The following is a 20,497-nucleotide window of genomic DNA, read 5'->3' on the forward strand; positions in this document are numbered from 1 at the left end:
AATAGTAGAAAGATGATCTTGCTCAGACGGTAAACAAATAACATAAAATGGCATAGGACAATACCGGGACTTAATACGATATAGGAAAAGGGATAAAGGGGGAGCTCTATTGGCTGCAAAGGTATTGCTATTTGGAGATATTGGAATCGATGATACGATAGCACTCATTTATGGTTATTTAAATGATGATATTGATATTGTCGGCGTTGTTGCTGATTATGGGAATATACCTCGGAAAAACGCTATTGCAAATATTGAATATGTTAAAGGCTTATTTAATTCGAAGGAGATTGAGGATGTAAAAATTATTACAGGTGCTGAATTACCCATGACAGGAGAAACACCGATCTATTACCCTGAGATACATGGTGAATATGGACTTGGGCCAATTATTCCACCAACAAATTACCCTGAAGGCGACCTTGAAAATTTCCTTGAAATTGTAGACATTATCAAAGCATATGAAGATGAAATAATTATTGTTAACATAGGAAGACTAACATCTCTGGCAACGATGTTCATTCTGTACCGTACGTTAATGAGTAAAGTAAAAGCATTTTATGTAATGGGTGGGGCGTTTTGGGTACCTGGTAATGTATCAGCAGTATCAGAAGCTAATTTTAATGGTGATCCTGTTGCAGCCCGTGCAGTATTAGCCCATGCAGAAAACTTAACAATTATTCCATTGAATGTGACAGAAAAAGCGATAGCTACAGAGCAAATGGTTGATTATATTGATCGTGTAGGGCCGATTAAAATTGTTAAGCCTTTATTAGATTATTATTATGATTTTTATAAAAAGCGAAACCCAAATGTTCTAGGAAGTCCGCTTCATGACGTTTTAACCTTGATGGCTACGATCCATGAAGATATGTTTACTTTTGAAACATTACCAGTTGCTATTGTTCAAGCAGAACAAGGCACAGAAAGAGGACAAAGTATTGCTGATATTAGACCATTTACAGATTTAGAAGATGAAACTGCAAAGAAACATCGGATTGCTTTTAATCTGGATTATCAAAAGTTTTATATTGATTTTATGTCGATCATGACAGAGCAGAGGTTTGAATGAATTAAATAGAAATTCTGATATAGTGGACGTATAGAAAGATTTAGTTTGAGGTGAGTCCAATCGATATATTAGAAGCAATTAAACGACGTAGGTCCACATTTTCATTCAAGGAGCAAATAGTGGATGAAGCAATTTTAAAGGATATATTTATGTATGGATCTTATGCACCAACACATTACATGAAAGAACCTTGGAATATCAATCTATACCAGGAGAAAGGAAGAGTAGCATTTGTTGATGCGATTATTGCGAGTTATCAGCGGATCGGTATGTTAAAAAAAGATAACGATGCTAAGACAGTAAAAGTGATAGATTCCATGTCATCATTTCTTTTAGAAATACCACATCACGCATTGATTTATTTTAAAAAGGAAGCTGAAGCTGTGCGGTACGAAGAAGATTATGCAGCAGTATGCGCCTTTATTCAAAACGCACAACTCGCTGCCTGGGAATATGGTGTAGGCATGCTGTGGACGATTACGCCATATATGCATGATGCCGGGTTTGCGGCTGATATCGGCCTAGACAGCAATGAAGTAAAAATTGCCGCTGTGATGCAAATCGGTTATCCGCAACATGTGGGGCGTGATAAAGGTAGGTTACCAATTGAGGAGAAGTTAAAGATTATAACTGAGTAGTTAGGCAATCGGGCGTCAGTACTAGTAAAAATAAAAACAGGAGAGCATACCTTGAAATCAGGCGCAGCAGCTATAAGATGTGCGCGGGCAAAAAAACGCTCAGACTAAAATCAGTCTGAGCGCTATCCGTCGTTACTATTCTGTTTTTTCTTTAATAAATGCGACGACTTCTTCAGCTGTACCCATAGATAATAATTTATCTTTATAAGAAGCTAATTTTCCTTTAGACAGATCACGTAATTGCGTACGCGCTGGTAAAATGGAGGTTGCGCTCATGCTGAATTCGTCTAATCCAAGTCCAAGCAGGATAGGGATCGCGATAGAGTCGCCGGCCATTTCCCCGCACATTCCGACCCATTTTCCTTCACTATGTGCCGCTTCGATTACATTATTTAATAAATTCAATATTGCTGGGTGATACGGTTGGTATAGATAGGAAACACGTTCATTCATCCGATCGGCAGCCATTGTATACTGAATTAAGTCATTGGTTCCAATACTAAAGAAATCTACTTCTTTTGCAAACTGTTTGGCAATAACGGCTGTGGATGGGATTTCCACCATGATGCCGACCTCAATATCATCGGAAATCTTAAAGCCATCTTTTTTCAACGCTTCTTTTTCATCCAGCAAAATTGCTTTTGCCTGACGGAATTCTTCTAGTGTAGCAACCATTGGGAACATAATTTTTAAGTTTCCATGGGCGCTCGCACGCAGTAGTGCCCGTAACTGTGGACGGAAGACTGCTTCATTTTCTAAACAGAAACGAATCGCGCGAAAACCTAAGAAAGGATTCATTTCTTTCGGTAAATCCAAATAATCGAGTTCTTTATCTCCACCAATATCTAATGTTCGAACAACAACAGGCTTTCCGTCCATTTGTTCAAGAACGGATTTATATGCCTCGTACTGCTCTTCCTCTGTTGGAAGTGCGTTTTTGCCCATATATAAGAATTCTGTACGATAGAGACCAACAGCCTCTCCACCGTTGTTCAATACGCCTGTAACGTCTTCAGGTGTACCAATATTACCTGCTAGTTCCACTTGTTCGCCATCTTTTGTAAAAGTAGGTTCATCTTTTAACTGTGCCCATACTTCTTTTTGTTCCGCATATGCTGCTTGTTTCTCACGGTAATTAGCCAGCTCATCTTCTGAAGGATTGATTAAAACAATACCTTCTAAACCATCAACAATGATCATATCATGCTGTGAAACTTCCTCTGTGATATTTTTTGTTCCCACAACAGCTGGAATTTCAAGTGATCTGGCCATAATGGCTGAGTGCGATGTACGGCCACCGATATCTGTAGCAAACCCTTTAACAAATTGACGGTTTAGTTGTGCCGTATCTGAAGGCGTTAAATCATTCGCAATGACAATCACTTCTTCGTCAATTAGTGCAGGGTCTGGGAATGATACCCCTAGTAAATGTGCCATGACACGTTTTGTCACATCCTGGATGTCTGCAGCTCGTTCGCGCATATATTCATTATCCATATTTTTAAACATGTCGATAAACATATTAGCTATTTCTTCCAGCGCCGCTTCCGCCATGACATTATCAGATTTAATTTTATCTGTGATCGGGTTGATGAGCTCTGGATCACTTAATACGAGTAAATGCGCAGAGAAAATTTCTGCATGTTCATCTCCCAGTTCATTTTTCGTATGGGTTCTTATTTTTTCAAGTTCTTGTTTGGAGATTTCTAAAGCTTTATTTAAACGCTCGATTTCTGTATTTGGATTATCAATTTTCTTTTTTTCAAAAGATAAATCCGGAACAGCGAGATGATAAGCTTTGGCAATTGCTATGCCTGAAGATGCTGCGATTCCTTGTTTGTTTATCATAAAGTTCGACCAACCCTTCCATATTTTCTACCACTACCATTTTATATGGTAGGACTGTTGTATTCAAGCATTATTGTTAAGGTAACCGTTTTTGCAACCAATTATATATTGCAAAAAAGATTTCTTCTTTATTTATTTCATTTAATAATTCATGACGGCCATCTGTAAATAGCATCACAACGATCCGATTTAAACCTATTTGCCTGTATTGCTCGGCTGTTTTCCAAATCCCTTTTCCATAATTGCCAACGGGGTCTGCATCCCCACTGATTAGTAGCATTGGTAATCCTTTTCTGATCGCCCGATTCAGCTTGTGATCGTTCATTGTCAGTAATCCAGACATCAAATCATAAAAAAAGCGTGCAGTTGGAATAAACCCTGTATAGGGATCATCCATATACTTTTTTACAGCGATCGGATCTCGAGTTAACCAATCAAACGGTGTTTGTTTATTTTTGATTCGCTTATTATAGTTGCCAAAAGCAATGCGATTCATGAATTCGGACGCTTCCCCTTGAGGAAGCACGGCAGCCATGCTTTTACCAACCTTAGATGTTGCGGTTGGAAAATGACCAGTCCCAGATAGGATAACACCATCAATGTCAGCAGCATATTTTTGTAAATATACTCTAGCAATAAATGACCCCATACTATGACCAAAAAGTAATAATGGAATATCTGGGTATTCCTGTTTCAAGATGGTCGTTATCTCGTGTAGGTCATTGACTGTTTTCGAAAAACCATCCGCTTCGGCGAAATATCCAAGTAATCCTTGTCTCTCCCCGGTATTGCCATGCCCGCGATGATCGTGTCCATATACAAAAATATCCCGTTCTACTAGAAATTCTGCAAATTCTTCATAACGATCAATATGTTCGACCATACCATGTGAGAGTTGAACGATTGCTTTTGGCTTACCTGGTCGATACCACTTTTTTAGATAAACATCCACACCATTTTCCATTGTTATCCAAAATGATTTCTCCAAATATATCACCCATTTCTATATTTATCTTCGCGGCGTCACTAATAGCCCCGCCTCTACAGGCGGATGATAAGTTCCGCCAAGCTTCGAAATAAGTGCGGCTAAGGTTCAGTTGAAATTATCACTTGAACCAAGTCTTCTTTATCATTATAAGGTATAATAGGAAATAACAAAATAACCTTGCTAAATAAATCATCATTATGATAAAGTAGATAGAGGTATATTTCCGTATTGGGAGGTGTCGTGGAGACATGTTAAGTGTTGTTAATATATTGTTGGTTGTAGATGCAGTAATTATGATCGTCTTAGTACTATTACAATCTGGTAAGAGTGAAGGTCTCTCAGGAGCTATTTCAGGTGGTGCTGAACAATTATTTGGAAAACAAAAGGCGCGGGGTGCAGATTTATTTCTACACCGCGGAACTGTTGTTACAGGTACGTTGTTCTTCGTGTTAGCTTTTCTAAGTGCATATGTTTTACAATAGAAACTAACCCTTATCACATATTGTGTGGTAAGGGTTTTTGATTATCTTAGGTTGATGTTGTATAACGTCAAATAACGGGTAGAGTATGTAGTAGTTAGAATAGGAGAGAATGTTGAATGAAAATAGTGAAACCACAACCATTTACTTTTGAAGCGGGTCCAAGAGCCGTGTTATTATTACATGGATTCACCGGGCATTCCGCTGATGTTAGAATGCTGGGCCGCTTTTTAGAAAAGAAAGGCTATACGAGTCATGCGCCAATTTATCGTGGACATGGCCTTCCACCGGAGGAGTTACTCAAGGCAACTCCAGAGCAGTGGTGGGAGGATGTAACAAACGCCTATGCACACCTGCAGGATTTAGGCTATACGGAAATTGCTGTTGCTGGATTGTCGCTTGGTGGTGTACTTGGGTTAAAACTCGCATATTCAGAAAAGACAAAAGCGATTATCACGATGTGTGCGCCAATGTTCTTTGATAATAGGACCCAACTAACACAAGGATTTAAACAGTTCTCAAAAGAGTATAAGCAACTGGAGAAAAAGGATGAAGCAACGATTCATTCGGAAATAGCTTACTTAATGGAACATGCAAACTTTAAACAATTAAGCGATTTAATTGATGAAGTAAAAAGTAATATAGATACAATTTACACACCAACACTTGTTACCCAAGCAAGGAAAGATAAAATGATTAATACAGACAGTGCGGATTATATTTATGACCATGTTGAAGCAGATATGAAAGATATCAAATGGTATGAAGATTCGGGTCATGTGATTACATTGGATAAAGAGAAAGACTTGCTTTATGAGGATATTTATCAGTTTTTGGAATCACTGAATTGGGAAGAATGATTATATCACGAAAAAAAGGTGTACAATAATATGGAAGAAGGTGAACAAATGAAAGATGAACTATTAAAATTTTTCAAAGAAGCAGGAACAAAGCCACTAACGATCCATGAATTAGAAGATGCACTGAACATGGACGAGGCAACACAATTTAAAGAGCTTGTAAAAGCATTAAATGAATTAGAAGAAGCTGGCGAACTTGTTCGTACACGGAAAAACCGTTTTGGACTACCGGAAAAAATGAATTTGATCCGTGGCAGGATTCAAATGCATGCAAAGGGTTTTGCTTTTTTAATTCCGGATGATGAGGAACAGAAAGACATTTATATTAATCATGCTGATTTAGCTTCAGCCATGAATAAAGATTTGGTATTAGTAAGATTAGAGAAAAAGGATACGGATGGAGATCGTCCTGAAGGAGCGGTTATTCGAATATTGGAACGCGCTGTAACGCAAGTAGTCGGCACATTTGACGATAATCGGTCATTCGGTTTCGTGATTGCTGATGATAAGCGAATTCCTAATGATATTTTTATTCCGAAGAGCAGTACCAATGGTGCAGTAAGTGGGCATAAAGTAATTGCGCGGATCACAAAGTACCCAGAAGGTCGTATGAGTGCTGAAGGGGAGATTATTCATATCCTTGGGCATAAAAATGATCCAGGGATTGATATTATATCTATCATTCATAAGCACGGAATCAGCATCGATTTTCCCGAGGAAGTATTGGACCAGGCTGCACATACAGCTGAGACAGTTTCAGAAGAGGAAATCAAGGATCGACGAGATCTGCGTGAGGAAGTGATGGTAACGATCGATGGCGCAGATGCCAAAGATCTTGATGATGCAGTAATGGTAAAGCGGCTTGATAATGGGAATTACAAACTCGGTGTCTACATTGCCGATGTCAGCTATTATGTAGAAGCAGATACACCGATGGATAAAGAAGCCTATGAGCGAGGAACAAGTATCTATTTGGTGGACCGCGTTATCCCAATGCTTCCACATAAATTATCTAATGGGATTTGCTCATTGAACCCACAAGTGGATCGATTAACACTCAGTTGTGAAATGGAAATTAATACAAGTGGTGCCGTCGTTAACCATGAGATTTTCCAAAGTGTTATTAATACAACGGAAAGAATGACTTATCATGACGTTAATAAAATCCTCGTTGATAAGGATGAAGCATTGCGTGAGAAGTATCAATCGCTCGTTCCGATGTTCGAGCACATGGAAAAACTTGCAGCGGTATTAAATGGCAAGCGAATGGGTCGTGGTGCAATTGATTTTGACTTTAAAGAAGCACAGGTTCTTGTAGATGAAAAAGGTAAAGCAGCCGATGTTGTTTTGCGCGAGCGTTCTGTTGGCGAACGATTGATTGAAGAATTCATGCTGGCTGCTAATGAAACAGTCGCAGAGCACGTGCACTGGATGGATGTGCCGTTCATTCATCGTATTCATGAGGACCCGGATGAGGGCAAGTTGCAAAACTTCTTTGAATTTGTTGCAGGTTTGGGTTATGCAGTAAAAGGAAAGTCGAATGAAGTTCATCCACAAGCATTGCAAAAAGTAATTGATAGCGTAAAAGGTAAGCCGGAAGAAATGATTGTATCTAAATTAATGCTGCGCTCGATGAAACAGGCCAAATATGACCCGAATAGTATTGGGCATTTTGGATTAGCAACAGAATTTTACACCCATTTCACATCACCGATTCGCCGGTATCCGGATTTAATTGTCCATCGCCTGATCCGAACGTATTTAATTAACAAACAAATGGACAAGCGAACAATCAATAAATGGAAGGATAGTCTCCCGGAAATTGCGAGACATACGTCTGAAGCAGAACGTACTTCTGTTGATGCTGAACGGGAAACGGATGATTTGAAAAAAGCGGAATATATGCAGGATAAAATTGGTGAAGTGTTTACCGGCGTGATTAGTTCTGTAACGAATTTTGGCTTATTCGTGGAATTAGAGAACACAGTAGAGGGGCTCATACATGTCAGCTACTTAACAGATGATTATTATCATTACGATGAACGTAGCCAAGCACTTATCGGAGAACGTACCGGTAATGTTTACCGAATCGGTGATGAGGTAAAAGTGAGGGTTACTAGTGTAAATCTAGATGAACGTGCAGTTGACTTTGAACTGGAAAGTTCCAAAAAGATAAGTTTTCGCAAAAAGAGTAAAGGAAATAATCAACGAAAAACAAGAAGAAAATAATAATTTAAATAAGGATAAAGGGTGTCTCAATTGCATTGGGATGCTCTTTTTAAAATAAATAAGTAAAGACAAAAGCATTGTATATACTTTTATTACGTAAATGTTGCCTTAATGCAATTTATTTGTTGACAACTAACTAAAGGTCTTCTATACTACATAATATAGCCTATGCAATTAACGTGAATATAAGCAATATATTGGGTAAATGAGGAGGTTTAAAACCAGAGAAAAAAAGAGGGATGAAATATGAGTAATGCTATTACGGAAAAATCGCCTATGTGCCACAATGAACCCTAGTCCTATAAAATAAGCAATAATAAAAGCAATGCATATACTTTATTATATAAATGTTGCCCTCGTACAATTTAATTGTTGACAACTAACTAATGGTCTTCTATACTACATAATATAGCTTATGCAATTACCGTGAATATAAACAATATATAACGGGTAAATTATAAAATGAGGAGATTTAAAACCAGAGAAAAAAGAGGGATGAATATGAGTAATGCGATTACGGTGAACCAATTACAAGTTTCTTATTACGGTAAAACAGCGGTTAAGAATGTCTCTTTTCATATTGAGCAGGGAAACCTGATTGGCGTGATTGGACCGAATGGGGCGGGAAAATCAACTTTAATGAAAGCTATTTTAAATTTGATACCGATCGATAAAGGGGAAATATCATTTGATGGCAAGACAATTAAAGAGGTACGGAAAAAAATCGCCTATGTTCCACAACGAAATAATATTGATTGGGATTTTCCAATCATAGTGCGTGACACGGTAATGCTGGGGACCTATCCGAATCTTGGTGTGTTTCACCGCCCCGGAAAAAAAGAGAAACAATGGGCAATGGAATGCCTGAAACAGGTTGGGATGGAAAGTTTTAGTAAGGCACAGATTGGTGAGTTATCTGGTGGGCAACAACAGCGTGTATTTCTTGCTCGGGCATTGGCGCAGAAAGCAGATTACTTTTTCCTTGATGAGCCATTTGTAGGGATTGATATTTCAAGTGAGCAAACAATTATTAAGATTTTAAAGCAATTAAAAGACGAGGGGAAAACAGTATTCGTTGTACATCATGACTTATCGAAAGTAGAGGAATACTTTGATGAATTGATTTTAATCAATCAGGAGTTGATTGAATCTGGTCCAGTAGAATCTGTTTTCAAACCTGAACTGATGAAGCAGGCTTACCAAACGCCCTTTCCAATTTTAAATGATGTGGGGGTAGGTGTGTAATGGAATTTATTTCGGATCTGATGACCTATGGGTTTTTACAAAAAGCGTTATTTACATCGATCATGGTCGGGATCATTTGCGGCGTAATTGGTTGTTTTATTGTATTACGTGGCATGGCACTAATGGGAGACGCCATTTCTCATGCGGTACTTCCTGGGGTTGCGATTTCTTATATGTTGGGGATTAATTACTTTTACGGCGCAGTTCTAGCGGGTATCTTGACTGCTCTTGGTATTGGTGTCGTGAGTCAAAGTAGCCGAATTAAAAGTGATTCATCGATCGGTATTGTTTTTTCCGCTTTCTTCGCGCTAGGTATTATTTTAATCGCAAAGGCACAAAGTGCGACAGACCTAACACAAATTTTATTCGGAAATGTGTTAGCCGTTAAATCATCAGATATGTGGATGACGTTGATCATTGGTGCGATAGTTCTACTCGTTGTTGCTGTATTCTATAAAGAATTGCTTATCAGTAGCTTTGATCCAACGATGTCAGCGGCCTATGGATTACCGATACGCCTGATTCATTATGGGCTTATGCTTTTGCTTACCATGGTAACTGTTGCATCTTTACAAACAGTGGGTGTCATTCTAGTGGTTTCATTGTTAATTACACCCGCATCAACGGCATATTTATTAACAAATAGATTATCCATTATGATTATACTCGCATCAACGTTTGGCGCAATTTCTGCAGTAGTAGGTTTATACTTTAGTTTTATTTACAATTTAAGTTCCGGAGCAGTAATTGTACTCGTGACAACCGCAATCTTTATTGTCACATTTATTTTCGCACCAAATCAAGGCATATTATGGCGTTTTATCAGAAGCAGTAAAAATAAAACGGCTGCTTAAGAAATAATATTATAATATAAAAAGAAAAGGGAGAGAAAGTCTGATGAGAAACATTTTCAAGTTGGCAGTTATTGCATTAATGGCTGTCATTGTTTTAGCAGCATGTGGTGGGGATGATACTTCTGGTAAAGGAAAGGAAGACAGTGGTGCGGCAGGTGATAAGCTGCAGGTTGTTACATCCTTTAGTATTTTAAATGATATGGTTAAAGAGATAGGCGGAGAACACGTGGATGTCCATAATCTTGTACCAATTGGAACAGATCCACACGAATATGAACCATTGCCTGAAGATATTAAAAAAGCAACAGATGCCGATGCACTATTCTACAATGGGTTAAATTTAGAAGGTGGGAAGCATGGTTGGTTCTTTAAATTAATAGATTCCGTTGAACAGGATGAGGATAACATTTTTGAAACAGCCAAAGGTGTGGAACCAATGTACCTTACTTCTGATGACGGCAAAGAAGAAGAAATCAATCCACACGCATTTCTAGATCCAGTAGTTGGTATTCAAATGGCTGAAAACGTTCGTGATGCACTAATGGAAGTCGATCCCGACAATAAACAGGAATATGAAGATAGTGCAGAAGCATATTTGGATCAATTGAAAGAAATTGATGAAACATATAAAGAAAAGATTGGTGAAATACCGGAAGAACATCGTATACTGGTAACAAGTGAACGAGCGTATCAATATTTAGCTGATCGTTACGGACTAGAGGAAGGTTATATTTGGGCGATTGATACAGAGGAAAATGGTACACCGGAACAGATTACATCATTAGTCAAGTTTATTGATGAACATGATGTACCTGCTCTATTCGTGGAGACAAATGTGGACACAAGACCAATGGAAACTGTATCAAAAGAAACGGGTGTAGATATTGCCGGGGAAATATATTCCGATGAAATTGGGAAACCTGGTTCTCCAGGAGATACCTATATCAAGTACCTTGAATATAACATTAAAGAAATTCATGATGTTTTAGCAGAGTAATAATCATTTTGCCATGATTATATATAAATGAAAGGACGCCGTTTATCATGCATATTGATAGACGGCGTCTTCCATGTTCAATAATATAGGTTTTGATTGGCTTTACGTTGCTTTTTTTGCTAGAATAATGATCACGGTAACAGTAGGGGGAGCAGTTATGCCAAAAGGATATGGAAAAACACTTGCACAAAACAGAAAAGCATCCCACGATTATTTTATTGAAGAAACGTATGAAGCGGGAATCGTATTGCAAGGAACGGAAATTAAATCTATTCGTGCTGGTCGCGTCTCTATCAAGGATGCGCACGCAAGGATCGATCGTGGCGAGATGAAGTTGATTAATCTGCACATTGCGACCTATGAGCAGGGAAACCGGTTCAATCACGATCCAACACGTACACGAAAGTTACTATTGCATCGTAAAGAAATTGATAAGCTATTAGGACTAACGCAACAGCAGGGGTATGCATTGGTGCCATTAAAGATATATATCAAAAATGGCTTTGCCAAAGTGTTGATCGGACTAGGAAAAGGGAAGAAGAAGTACGATAAACGGGAAGATTTGAAGCAAAAACAAATGAAACGGGACGTCGATCGAGCGATTAAGGATCATATGAGATAGCTTGTAAGTTCTTTCAGCACTTGATTTTAGTGAGATTTATGCTATAATTAAAATTAGTAATTGAATGATATGCTCAATTTTTACCGAGCGCCTCTTTTTATGGGGACGTTACGGATTCGACAGGGATAGATTGAGCTCAGGTTGCGCGTCGAGGCTACGGCTCGTAAAACGTTATCGCCTATAATAACTGGCAAAACTAATAATCAACCTGCTTTAGCAGCTGCGTAAGTAGTTCTAAAGCGATCCTTCCTGCTTTCGCCCGTGAAGCAGATTGAAGGGTCTCAAATGAAGCGGGCTACACTGTTGTCCACCGTCTGAGGATAGACAGTTGAAATGAATCAGACTAGCTGCTCCAAAGCCTGTTGGCAGGCTGAAGAGATTAGCGAATGATAATATACCAACTACACGTGTAGATGCCTGAGTGGCAATATCTTTGGACGTGGGTTCGATTAGTAAATAGTCGCCTTTTGTGGTAACGCAAAAGTGATAATTCGGCTTTATCGGTGAAACCTAAGTCGCTGAATAGATGGCGATATTGGCAATACCGAGTGGTGTGTGGAGTGATCCAACAGCCATGTATCGACTTATAGGCTACCCGATGTGGTAGTACTAGGATGTGGAATCCTGCCTGATAAAGGTAAAAATATATTCTGCATAAGACGCCGGGGGACCTGAATATTGCAGGTTCAAGATATAGTCAGTGCCATGACGAAAGCATGGAAGCGCATGTCCCACCGTCTCCACCAATACATAATGTTGGTGGTTTTTTTGTATTTAAAATCAGTTTGAGGCTAAAAATTGAAGAAGTTTTCCTCAAACAATAGTTTCTTTTTAAACATGACTTCGGTATATTTGCCGTTTCTTGCTGTTACATCGTTATAATGTTTAAGTATCCACTCGGCCCTTTTTCTTTTTTGCCCGATTCGCAAAAATAAATAGACTGTGTTTAAAGTGAAGAAGACTTCATGCTTCTTTTTTATGTACAATGTGAAGGAATTCCGATGTTTAGTAGGATTATAATTCTTCTTGCTGTAAATACTACCACCGACTAATAATTGAATATATATAAGAAGTTCTTTGTCATTTGATGAGATAGTAATACATGGTCTGCGGTGTTCGTTTTGATGAAACCTAGTCAGCGTTATGGTGCCTTCTCCATCTATTATTCCAGCAATATAAGCAGCCTCCCATTTTTTAACCAATAGGTTTACACATCCTTAAATTAATTATGAATCATATGTTCTGTTTATTATAAAATATCTCCCTATTTAAATCAATAAGAATCTTCATTCGCGGACGAATTAAGGAAAAATGTTGTGCATATAAACGTGATTATGGAGCTTTACGATTAAAAGTTCTACCTTGACCTTGTATAACAAATTTTTAGTGGCATAATTGTTCTCGGTATGGCGTTTGCAGAAGGATCAGCCAACGACTGGTTACCGATTGCGATGGTTGATGATTTTAAGGTGGATTCATCCACTGGAACAGCAATATTCTCGGTGTTCCTGGCTGCCATGTTCATTGGCTGTATGTGGAGGCTATTTATTAGATCAGTTTGGTTGGGTGCCTGTCCTTCGAGTTGCCGCAGGAATTGGAATTGGCGGACTTGCATTAACAATCTTTAGTTCTTCCCTTACAATTGGTGTGATCGGCGTCTTTTATGGGGCTTAGGGGCATCCCTTGGCTTTCCAGTAGGGCTTTCAGCGGCAGGAGATGATCCGCGAATCATGCTGTAGCAAGAGTAAGCGCCGTATCGATAATCGGCTATGGCGCTTTCTTAGTTGGACCACCGCTATTAGGTATTCTAGGTGAATATGTTGGTTTGCTTAACGCGTTGATCGTTGTACTCGTACTTCTGGCTATTGCGGGGTCTGTATCACATGCTGCAAAGGAGCTGAATATACAGCATTGAAAATAAATGAAAGAACGGTAGGGGGGTGGGCTGAATGCAAAGTTGAATGAATTTGAGATAGGTTGCTTGAATAGAGTGTATTAAGGCATAACAGATCTGCGGTCGTTGCCGCCAGTATTGCGGTAATGTCACCATTTGGGTTTATACATTTAGGTGCATTAAGGCGATAATTGTCCATATTCCAATGATTAGGCTCAAAAATTGGTGTATTGCTAGGGCTTGTGGGAATCACTAGCATTGTAACAAATACAATTGCTCCAGCTTTATTGTTCTTTGTTTTTTTACCAGCAATTCCAGTTTTGAGAACAAACAAGGAAACTTTTGGGCGTTATTTATTGCTAGTGTGCCAAGAATAATCAATGGTCTTATCCTTTGCAATATATTTAGGATAATTCGAAAATTCATAGCGAAGAAAAAATCCAATCAAAATCTGCTTTATTTATGACTGGTATGCTTACAATGTTTATACATACATTTTTAGTCATGGGTTTGATTGCTATTTTGTTTCAGGATGCTTATGATCAGGCTGTTCAAGTTGACAGCATGATTGAAATTATTATTGCTATATTAACTTTATTTTTTACAAATGGAATTGTTGAAGCAGCCCTAAGAGCGATGGTTGTCCGCCATTGTTGAAGATAAAGAGGAAATAAGTATTCCTTACAAAAACAATGAACCGGATTGTTAAATAAAATATGGTGTTTTCCGTTGCTGCTATCGTAGTTCTCATTGCATCGAACTTCGTGTAGGATCTGTGGTTGCCTTAAGGTGTAGTCACTATGAACGCAGTACGATTCCGGTTATTATTAATGGCTTAAGATTGTTGCGGGGCTAAAATTCAGCCCCGCAGTTTTTTATGATAGGCATTGGATTGGCAATAAGTCGAAAGTGGCCTGTTGATTTAGTTTTTGAGAACGTCATTTTTGCATAATACAGATTCCGAAACCAAAATCATTAGATGAAGTTACTAATTCTCTTTTGCACCCTAGCCTTCTTTTTCTTTATGTTCTTTTACCTTTTGGTGTACTGTCTTTTCTAATTCTTCAATTTTATCATGTTTTAGCTTGCCTTGTGGTTTTGGATAGAACCAATCAATATTGTCATCACGGAAAACACCTTTAAATTCTTCACCCTGAGTTCTTAACTTAAACCGATGTGCATCAGAACAGAAGTGCGCCTTATTCAGCATCCGTCCAATTTCGATATCTTCTATATCGTCTTTAACCCCGTGATATCCAAGCATTTGATAGACCTCCGCTTCAATAAGATTTAATTGTCCTTCATCAACAACCTGCTTCGGGTGAGGGTTTAACCATTCAATTATTTCATTATGGTAATCACCTTTATACTCCTTTCCATCAATTGAAAAACTGAACTGGTGACGTTCGTACGTGCGTAACGGATAGACTACTCCTACTTCAAAGTTCTCAACCATTGTAGACACCTCCTAAAAATTATCTCACCTATATCTTTCCGTAAAATTACCCAAGTATGCTCTGCTTAAAAAGTAATTTTATTCTGTACAATAATGCATTTTTTAAGTAATATCGCATTTAAAGATGGCAATGGGTTTTATGATTCATCTATTGGAACTTCGCGGTCTCTCAAGGCGTTACAAATTAAGGGGAACGAGTATAATGATAAACAAATCAATGTCTGATAAGTTTATTAAAGATATCATTTCCTATATGGTTGAAATGTATAGTATTGTTAGCTATACTGCTAAAAGGTTAATGAACATTCAGATCAATTCCTGAGTGTTTTTCTTATGAATTTCCGTATAAAGTTAATGGTATTTTGTACCTGTTTTTTCGTCTAATCTTGTGCTAAAAATCATCAAAAATGGTATGATTTTAATAAGTACCTCATGTGTTTTTCATGAATGTAAGAAAAATGACTTGGTATTATAGATTAACGGCTACTATTGGTATAAAAGTATACGCTGTTCGTATAAAATATATGGAGGAGGGATTCAGAATGATTAAAAGGGTAGGCTTGATTGTTATTCTTATTGCTTTAATAGCTGTACTAAGCTGGTTCTTTACGGGTGACGAAGCGAAGCAAGACGATACAGATCAGAATGAATCCCCCGATCAACCATTGAATGAGGATGACGGCAAGGATAATGCGGAAACGCTTATTAATGAAATCTTTTCATTGGCAAAAGAGGGTCAGGTGGCCCAAGCACCATTTATAGCTGGTGAATCTAATATTGAAGAGCTAACGGATGAGTGGGGCACTTCTGAAAATAAAAAAGAGGAAGAAAAAGCAACATATGAAAGTTTTCCTGATCATGAAGCCACGATTGGATATCAAGATGATTTAATCGTTGATTTAAGATCGTATCGTCCGGTACTAAGCAATATCCATATGAATGATATTAAACAAATAAAAGGCCAGCCTGATGATATCAATTATTATAAGGATGATGATCATGATCAAATTATTCTTACTTACACGATAAATGCGGAATACCAATTAGAATGGATATTGTCTAATGATGAAGAAAATCCTGTGGTGGATTATGTATCTGTCTATGCATTTTGGACAGAACAAAATAAAACAAAAAGGATGGCATCAACTATTTTAGATGAAATGAATTTAGATGAAAAGATTGGGCAAATGATGATAGCTGGAATTCCTGGAACTGACCTTGATAATCGCAGCAAGTCATTAATTCATGATGACAAAATAGGTGGTTTCATTTTTTACGATAATAATCTGGACACGGTGGAGCAAAGCCAAGCGCTGATCAACGATTTAAAAGCGGAAAACAAGGGGAATATTCTGCCACTATTTCTAAGCACAGATGAGGAAGGCGGCGAGGTCTCCAGGCTCCCGGGAGATTTGAAGGTTCTCCCTAACAATGATGAAATAGGGATAAATGATGCATCTTTCTCCTATGATGTTGGATCGCTTTTAGGAAAAGAATTGCATGCATTTGGGATGAATTTAAATTATGCACCAGTATTGGATGTGAACAGTAATTCCAAAAATACGGTGATTGGGAATCGTTCTTTTGGTAACGATCCTGAACGAGTTGGTGAATTAGGCACACAGATGATGAAGGGGATGCAGGCAGAAAATATTCTCCCTGTTGTGAAGCATTTTCCTGGGCACGGAGACACTGCAGTTGATTCTCATTTTGAATTGCCAACTGTCAATAAAAGCCTTGATGAGCTAATGGATTTAGAGCTTATTCCATTCAAAGAAGCGATTGATAAAGGTGCAGATGTGGTGATGGTTGCCCATATTCTATTACCGGAATTGAAAACGGAATATCCATCCTCGATGTCGAAAGAAGTGGTTACAGATCTGTTAAGGGAGAAACTCAATTTTAAAGGGGTTATCATGACAGATGATATGACCATGCAGGCGATAACCAATAATTATGAAATTGGTGAAGCGGCCCTTGAATCTGTAAAGGCTGGAAACGATATTGTCTTGATCGCCCATGATTATAATAAGGCAGTGGCTGCAATTAACGCGATAAAATCTGCGGTTGATGCTGGTGAAATTTCAGAAAAACGAATTGATGAAAGTGTAAAAAGAATTATTCAGCTAAAACTAAAATATGAGTTGGACGATGATCAGGTGGAGGCTGCTGACCTGGACGAATTAAATGAAGAGATTGAAAATACTTTGAGTAAGGATAAATAGGTGTGGTGTTGCAAGTGGATACTTCGTTTTGTCCCCGTACTCTAAAAAAAGATATGCTATAATGTCAGTAGTAGCAAGGAGGTATTTTAACGTGAATAGTGGAAAAGTGAAAAGGGAAAATTCGTTGATACTACTTAAAAATATCCTTATGAAAACATTAACTGACGTTCAGGTAAATATTTATCTATTTGGTTCCTGGGCCCGTAATGAGGAAAAAAGAACTTCCGATATTGACATTGCACTACAGTCAGATGAAGAAATTCCAATCAATAAAATGGTTGAACTACGGGAAAATATAGAAGAATCAATGTTGCCTTATCATGTTGATATAGTTGATTTATCAAAGGCAAGTCCAAATCTGGTTGAAAATGTGATGAGGGAGGGAATTATGTGGAAAGATTGCACGAACGGCTTCAAAGTGCGAAAAGGGCTCTAGATACTTTGCGGGAGATAGTTAGCATTGATGAACCCTCTACTATTGAAAGAGATGCAGGGATTCAGCGATTTGAATATAGCTTTGAGGCTTGTTGGAAAGCTGCGAAGCAATACTTATATGATGTAGAGGGCTTGGATATTGGCTCACCCAAAGGGGTTATGCGCGCTTTTCGTGAGGTAGGAATTTTTTCCGAGGATGAAACTATTCTTGGTTTACACATGGTGAATGATCGAAACCTAACTGTACACACTTATAATGAGGAATTGGCAATTGAAATTTTTAGCAAACTGCCACATTATCATCAATTATTAAGTAACTGGATGGATCGACTGAATAACGATAATACTTGAATAATTGACATCCCCTGGAAAAGCATTTCCCATCATTATGCTTTTCCTTTTTTGTTCAGGTATAAAGTCTTTCGCTGTTCATCCAGCGCCATAAACGATAAAATATAAGGATAGATGAATCGAGAGGAGCAATTACTTTGAGTACATACCCGAATATAACGGATACCAAGGAACTTATTAAGCAATTGGTGTCTATACCAAGTCCTTCAGGCAATACGATGAAAGTAATTCAATTTGTAGAAGAACGGTTACGCGATTTAGATGTGGAAACAAAGCGTAATCGTAAAGGTGGTTTAATCGCTACACTACCCGGAAAAAATAATGAAGCACATCGGATGTTGACCGCTCATGTGGATACGCTTGGTGCAATGGTTAAGGAAGTAAAAGATAACGGGCGACTGCGTCTCGATTTAATTGGTGGATTTAAATATAACGCAATGGAAGGAGAGTATTGTGAAATCGAAACTTCCAGTGGCGAAATATTTACAGGAACTATTTTGATGCGTCAAACTTCGGTCCATGTGTATAAGGATGCTGGGGAAGCAAAACGAAACCAGGAAAATATGGAAGTTCGAATTGATGCAAAGGTTGAAAATGCAGCGGATATTCGTGCGTTGGGCATTGAGGTAGGCGATTTTGTATCATTCGATCCGCGTGTCCAATTAACAGCAAATGGCTTTATTAAATCCCGTCATCTGGACGACAAAGCGAGTGTTGGGATTTTACTACAGCTGATTAAACGATTGAAACAGGAGAACATTACGCTACCATATACGACTCATTTTCTTATTTCCAATAATGAAGAAATTGGTTATGGTGGAAATTCCAATATTTCACCAGAAACGGTTGAATATTTGGCGGTTGATATGGGCGCAATGGGTGATGGGCAATCAACAGATGAATACACTGTCTCTATTTGCGTAAAGGATTCCAGTGGTCCGTATCATTATGGATTGCGTAAAAATCTTGTCGCGCTGGCAGAATCAAATCAAATTGGTTATCAACTCGATATTTATCCTTTTTATGGATCAGATGCATCTGCCGCTATTCGCGCAGGCCATGATATTGTACACGGATTGATTGGACCAGGCATTGATTCTTCACATGCCTATGAAAGAACCCATGAAACATCATTAAATTATACAGAACAATTGCTGTATCACTATGTATTATCTGATATGGTATCCATCTAGATCGTAATAAATGATTCAATAAAGAAGCGTGCTGTTTCAATATTTGAAACAGGATGCTTCTATTTGAAAATGAGGTGTTTATATGAAACTTAGCATATTGGATCAATCACCAATCTCCGCTGGTAAAACAGCACAAGCAGCATTAAACGCTTCGATAGAACTTGCAAAACTAGCAGATGCGTTAGGATATACGCGTTACTGGGCTGCAGAACATCACGATATGCCTGGTTTAGCAAGTCCTGCACCAGATATGATGCTGGCCATGATTGGTCAACAAACGAAAAACATTCGCATCGGGTCGGGTGCTGTGTTACTGCCGCACTATAAAGCCTTTAATATTGCCGAACGATATAATATACTGGCAAGTCTTTTTCCGAATCGAGTTGACTTGGGGATCGGCCGTGCTCCAGGAGGATCTGCTGAAGTTACGATGGCACTGTCGGACAACTTTTTGGAAAATGTCCGAAAAATGCCTGATAAATTGACGGAGCTGCAAACGTTTTTAAATGGTGATTTTCCTAAAGATCATATGTATGCCAAAATTGCTCCATCTCCTGTTCCTGCCGTCTTACCGGATCTTTGGTTATTAGGGACAAGTGAAAAAAGCGCGATTTTGGCTGCTGAAAAAGGAGTATCCTATGCATTTGGTCATTTTATGACATCAAATGACGGACCGTCAATTGTGGAAAAATACCGCAATAGCTATGCTGGTGAAAATCCAAAAGTATTGATTGCGGCGTCTGTTATATGCGCAGAGACAACAGCGGAAGCAGAACAATTGGCACTTAGTGGTCAGCTCTGGAACGTGCAACAAGCAAAAGAGGAAGCAAAGGGTGTCCCAACTATAGATGAAGCGAAGGCATACTCGTTTACAGATGAAGAGCGGGAACAAATGAAATCCATGAGGAAACAAACAATCATTGGCAATCCTGCAGATTGTAAGCAACAACTGGAGGAGCTTCAGGCGGCATATCAAGCGGACGAACTGATGATTGTAACGATTACCCACAGTTATGAAGCAAGAAGAAAATCCTATCAGTTACTTGCAAAAGAATTTGGTTTGGAAAAATAGAAAAAACAGGATTTCTGTTGATAGAAATCCTGTTTTTTT

At 38.4% G+C, this 20,497-nt stretch carries 20 protein-coding genes and 1 other RNA gene; 17 read left to right on the forward strand and 4 right to left on the reverse strand.

The genetic code is table 11. The features are described from left to right. Positions 1-109 precede the first annotated feature (109 nt). Both JOC34_RS14610 and JOC34_RS14615 read left to right on the forward strand, forming a co-directional pair. A complete protein-coding gene (locus JOC34_RS14610) occupies positions 110-1,072 on the forward strand; it encodes a nucleoside hydrolase (RefSeq protein ID WP_205137512.1) in 963 nt (320 codons plus the stop codon). 50 nt (positions 1,073-1,122) lie between these two features. Continuing rightward, a complete protein-coding gene (locus JOC34_RS14615; RefSeq protein ID WP_338062683.1) occupies positions 1,123-1,710 on the forward strand; it encodes a nitroreductase family protein in 588 nt (195 codons plus the stop codon). A gap of 135 nt (positions 1,711-1,845) precedes the next feature. On the opposite strand, the gene ptsP is transcribed toward JOC34_RS14615, so the two are convergent. Next, complete coding sequence (gene ptsP / locus JOC34_RS14620; RefSeq protein ID WP_205137513.1) at positions 1,846-3,558, reverse strand: phosphoenolpyruvate--protein phosphotransferase; 1,713 nt, start codon at positions 3,556-3,558, stop codon at positions 1,846-1,848. Between the two features lie 76 nt (positions 3,559-3,634). Continuing rightward, on the reverse strand, positions 3,635-4,546 hold the full coding sequence (locus tag JOC34_RS14625; RefSeq protein ID WP_205137514.1) for an alpha/beta hydrolase: 912 nt from the start codon (positions 4,544-4,546) through the stop codon (positions 3,635-3,637). Positions 4,547-4,794: 248 nt separating this feature from the next. Here JOC34_RS14625 and secG point away from each other — a divergent pair, with 248 nt between their 5' ends. The 8 genes from secG (at position 4,795) to ssrA (ending at position 12,284) form a co-directional block, all read left to right on the forward strand. After that, complete coding sequence (secG, locus tag JOC34_RS14630) at positions 4,795-5,028, forward strand: preprotein translocase subunit SecG (protein ID WP_205137515.1); 234 nt, start codon at positions 4,795-4,797, stop codon at positions 5,026-5,028. Between the two features lie 116 nt (positions 5,029-5,144). Next, on the forward strand, positions 5,145-5,885 hold the full coding sequence (locus tag JOC34_RS14635; RefSeq protein WP_205137516.1) for an alpha/beta hydrolase: 741 nt from the start codon (positions 5,145-5,147) through the stop codon (positions 5,883-5,885). Positions 5,886-5,915: 30 nt separating this feature from the next. After that, positions 5,916-8,114, forward strand: coding sequence for a ribonuclease R (gene rnr / locus JOC34_RS14640; protein ID WP_239544446.1), 2,199 nt, complete (start codon positions 5,916-5,918; stop codon positions 8,112-8,114). Between the two features lie 501 nt (positions 8,115-8,615). Beyond that, complete coding sequence (locus tag JOC34_RS14645; protein ID WP_205137517.1) at positions 8,616-9,359, forward strand: metal ABC transporter ATP-binding protein; 744 nt, start codon at positions 8,616-8,618, stop codon at positions 9,357-9,359. Next, positions 9,359-10,213 carry a metal ABC transporter permease gene (locus tag JOC34_RS14650; protein ID WP_205137518.1) on the forward strand — a complete coding sequence of 285 codons (855 nt, stop codon included), beginning with the start codon at positions 9,359-9,361 and terminating at the stop codon, positions 10,211-10,213. The genes JOC34_RS14645 and JOC34_RS14650 overlap by 1 nt, the downstream gene beginning before the upstream one ends. Before the next feature lie 43 nt (positions 10,214-10,256). After that, complete coding sequence (locus JOC34_RS14655) at positions 10,257-11,210, forward strand: metal ABC transporter solute-binding protein, Zn/Mn family (protein WP_205137519.1); 954 nt, start codon at positions 10,257-10,259, stop codon at positions 11,208-11,210. Positions 11,211-11,367: 157 nt separating this feature from the next. Beyond that, positions 11,368-11,832 carry an SsrA-binding protein SmpB gene (gene smpB, locus JOC34_RS14660; protein WP_205137520.1) on the forward strand — a complete coding sequence of 155 codons (465 nt, stop codon included), beginning with the start codon at positions 11,368-11,370 and terminating at the stop codon, positions 11,830-11,832. A gap of 109 nt (positions 11,833-11,941) precedes the next feature. Continuing rightward, positions 11,942-12,284: a transfer-messenger RNA gene (gene ssrA, locus JOC34_RS14665) on the forward strand. A 339-nt stretch (positions 12,285-12,623) separates the two neighbouring features. On the opposite strand, the gene JOC34_RS14670 is transcribed toward ssrA, so the two are convergent. Then, positions 12,624-13,034 carry an LAGLIDADG family homing endonuclease gene (locus JOC34_RS14670; protein ID WP_205137521.1) on the reverse strand — a complete coding sequence of 137 codons (411 nt, stop codon included), beginning with the start codon at positions 13,032-13,034 and terminating at the stop codon, positions 12,624-12,626. A 193-nt stretch (positions 13,035-13,227) separates the two neighbouring features. Here JOC34_RS14670 and JOC34_RS21835 point away from each other — a divergent pair, with 193 nt between their 5' ends. Together JOC34_RS21835 and JOC34_RS14680 are read left to right on the forward strand one after the other, a co-directional pair. Further along, positions 13,228-13,506: a hypothetical protein gene (locus JOC34_RS21835; RefSeq protein WP_239544449.1), complete on the forward strand. Its 279-nt coding sequence runs from the start codon at positions 13,228-13,230 to the stop codon at positions 13,504-13,506. Positions 13,507-14,206: 700 nt separating this feature from the next. Beyond that, positions 14,207-14,383, forward strand: coding sequence for a hypothetical protein (locus JOC34_RS14680; RefSeq protein WP_205137522.1), 177 nt, complete (start codon positions 14,207-14,209; stop codon positions 14,381-14,383). Positions 14,384-14,732: 349 nt separating this feature from the next. Here JOC34_RS14680 and JOC34_RS14685 read toward each other — a convergent pair whose 3' ends face one another. Continuing rightward, positions 14,733-15,182 carry a HicA family toxin-antitoxin system gene (locus tag JOC34_RS14685; protein ID WP_205137523.1) on the reverse strand — a complete coding sequence of 150 codons (450 nt, stop codon included), beginning with the start codon at positions 15,180-15,182 and terminating at the stop codon, positions 14,733-14,735. A gap of 542 nt (positions 15,183-15,724) precedes the next feature. On the opposite strand from JOC34_RS14685, the gene nagZ reads away from it, so the two are divergent. The 5 genes from nagZ (at position 15,725) to JOC34_RS14710 (ending at position 20,458) form a co-directional block, all read left to right on the forward strand. Next, positions 15,725-17,407 carry a beta-N-acetylhexosaminidase gene (gene nagZ / locus JOC34_RS14690; protein WP_205137524.1) on the forward strand — a complete coding sequence of 561 codons (1,683 nt, stop codon included), beginning with the start codon at positions 15,725-15,727 and terminating at the stop codon, positions 17,405-17,407. Between the two features lie 91 nt (positions 17,408-17,498). Then, complete coding sequence (gene mntA, locus JOC34_RS14695; protein WP_205137525.1) at positions 17,499-17,843, forward strand: type VII toxin-antitoxin system MntA family adenylyltransferase antitoxin; 345 nt, start codon at positions 17,499-17,501, stop codon at positions 17,841-17,843. After that, on the forward strand, positions 17,798-18,193 hold the full coding sequence (locus JOC34_RS14700) for an HI0074 family nucleotidyltransferase substrate-binding subunit (protein ID WP_205137526.1): 396 nt from the start codon (positions 17,798-17,800) through the stop codon (positions 18,191-18,193). The genes mntA and JOC34_RS14700 overlap by 46 nt, the downstream gene beginning before the upstream one ends. A 137-nt stretch (positions 18,194-18,330) precedes the next feature. Then, on the forward strand, positions 18,331-19,386 hold the full coding sequence (locus tag JOC34_RS14705) for a M42 family metallopeptidase (RefSeq protein WP_239544451.1): 1,056 nt from the start codon (positions 18,331-18,333) through the stop codon (positions 19,384-19,386). 82 nt (positions 19,387-19,468) lie between these two features. Continuing rightward, a complete protein-coding gene (locus JOC34_RS14710; RefSeq protein WP_205137527.1) occupies positions 19,469-20,458 on the forward strand; it encodes an LLM class flavin-dependent oxidoreductase in 990 nt (329 codons plus the stop codon). Positions 20,459-20,497 lie beyond the last annotated feature (39 nt).

It is taken from the genome of Virgibacillus halotolerans, assembly GCF_016908515.1.
Taxonomy (GTDB): domain Bacteria; phylum Bacillota; class Bacilli; order Bacillales; family Amphibacillaceae; genus Virgibacillus_M; species Virgibacillus_M halotolerans.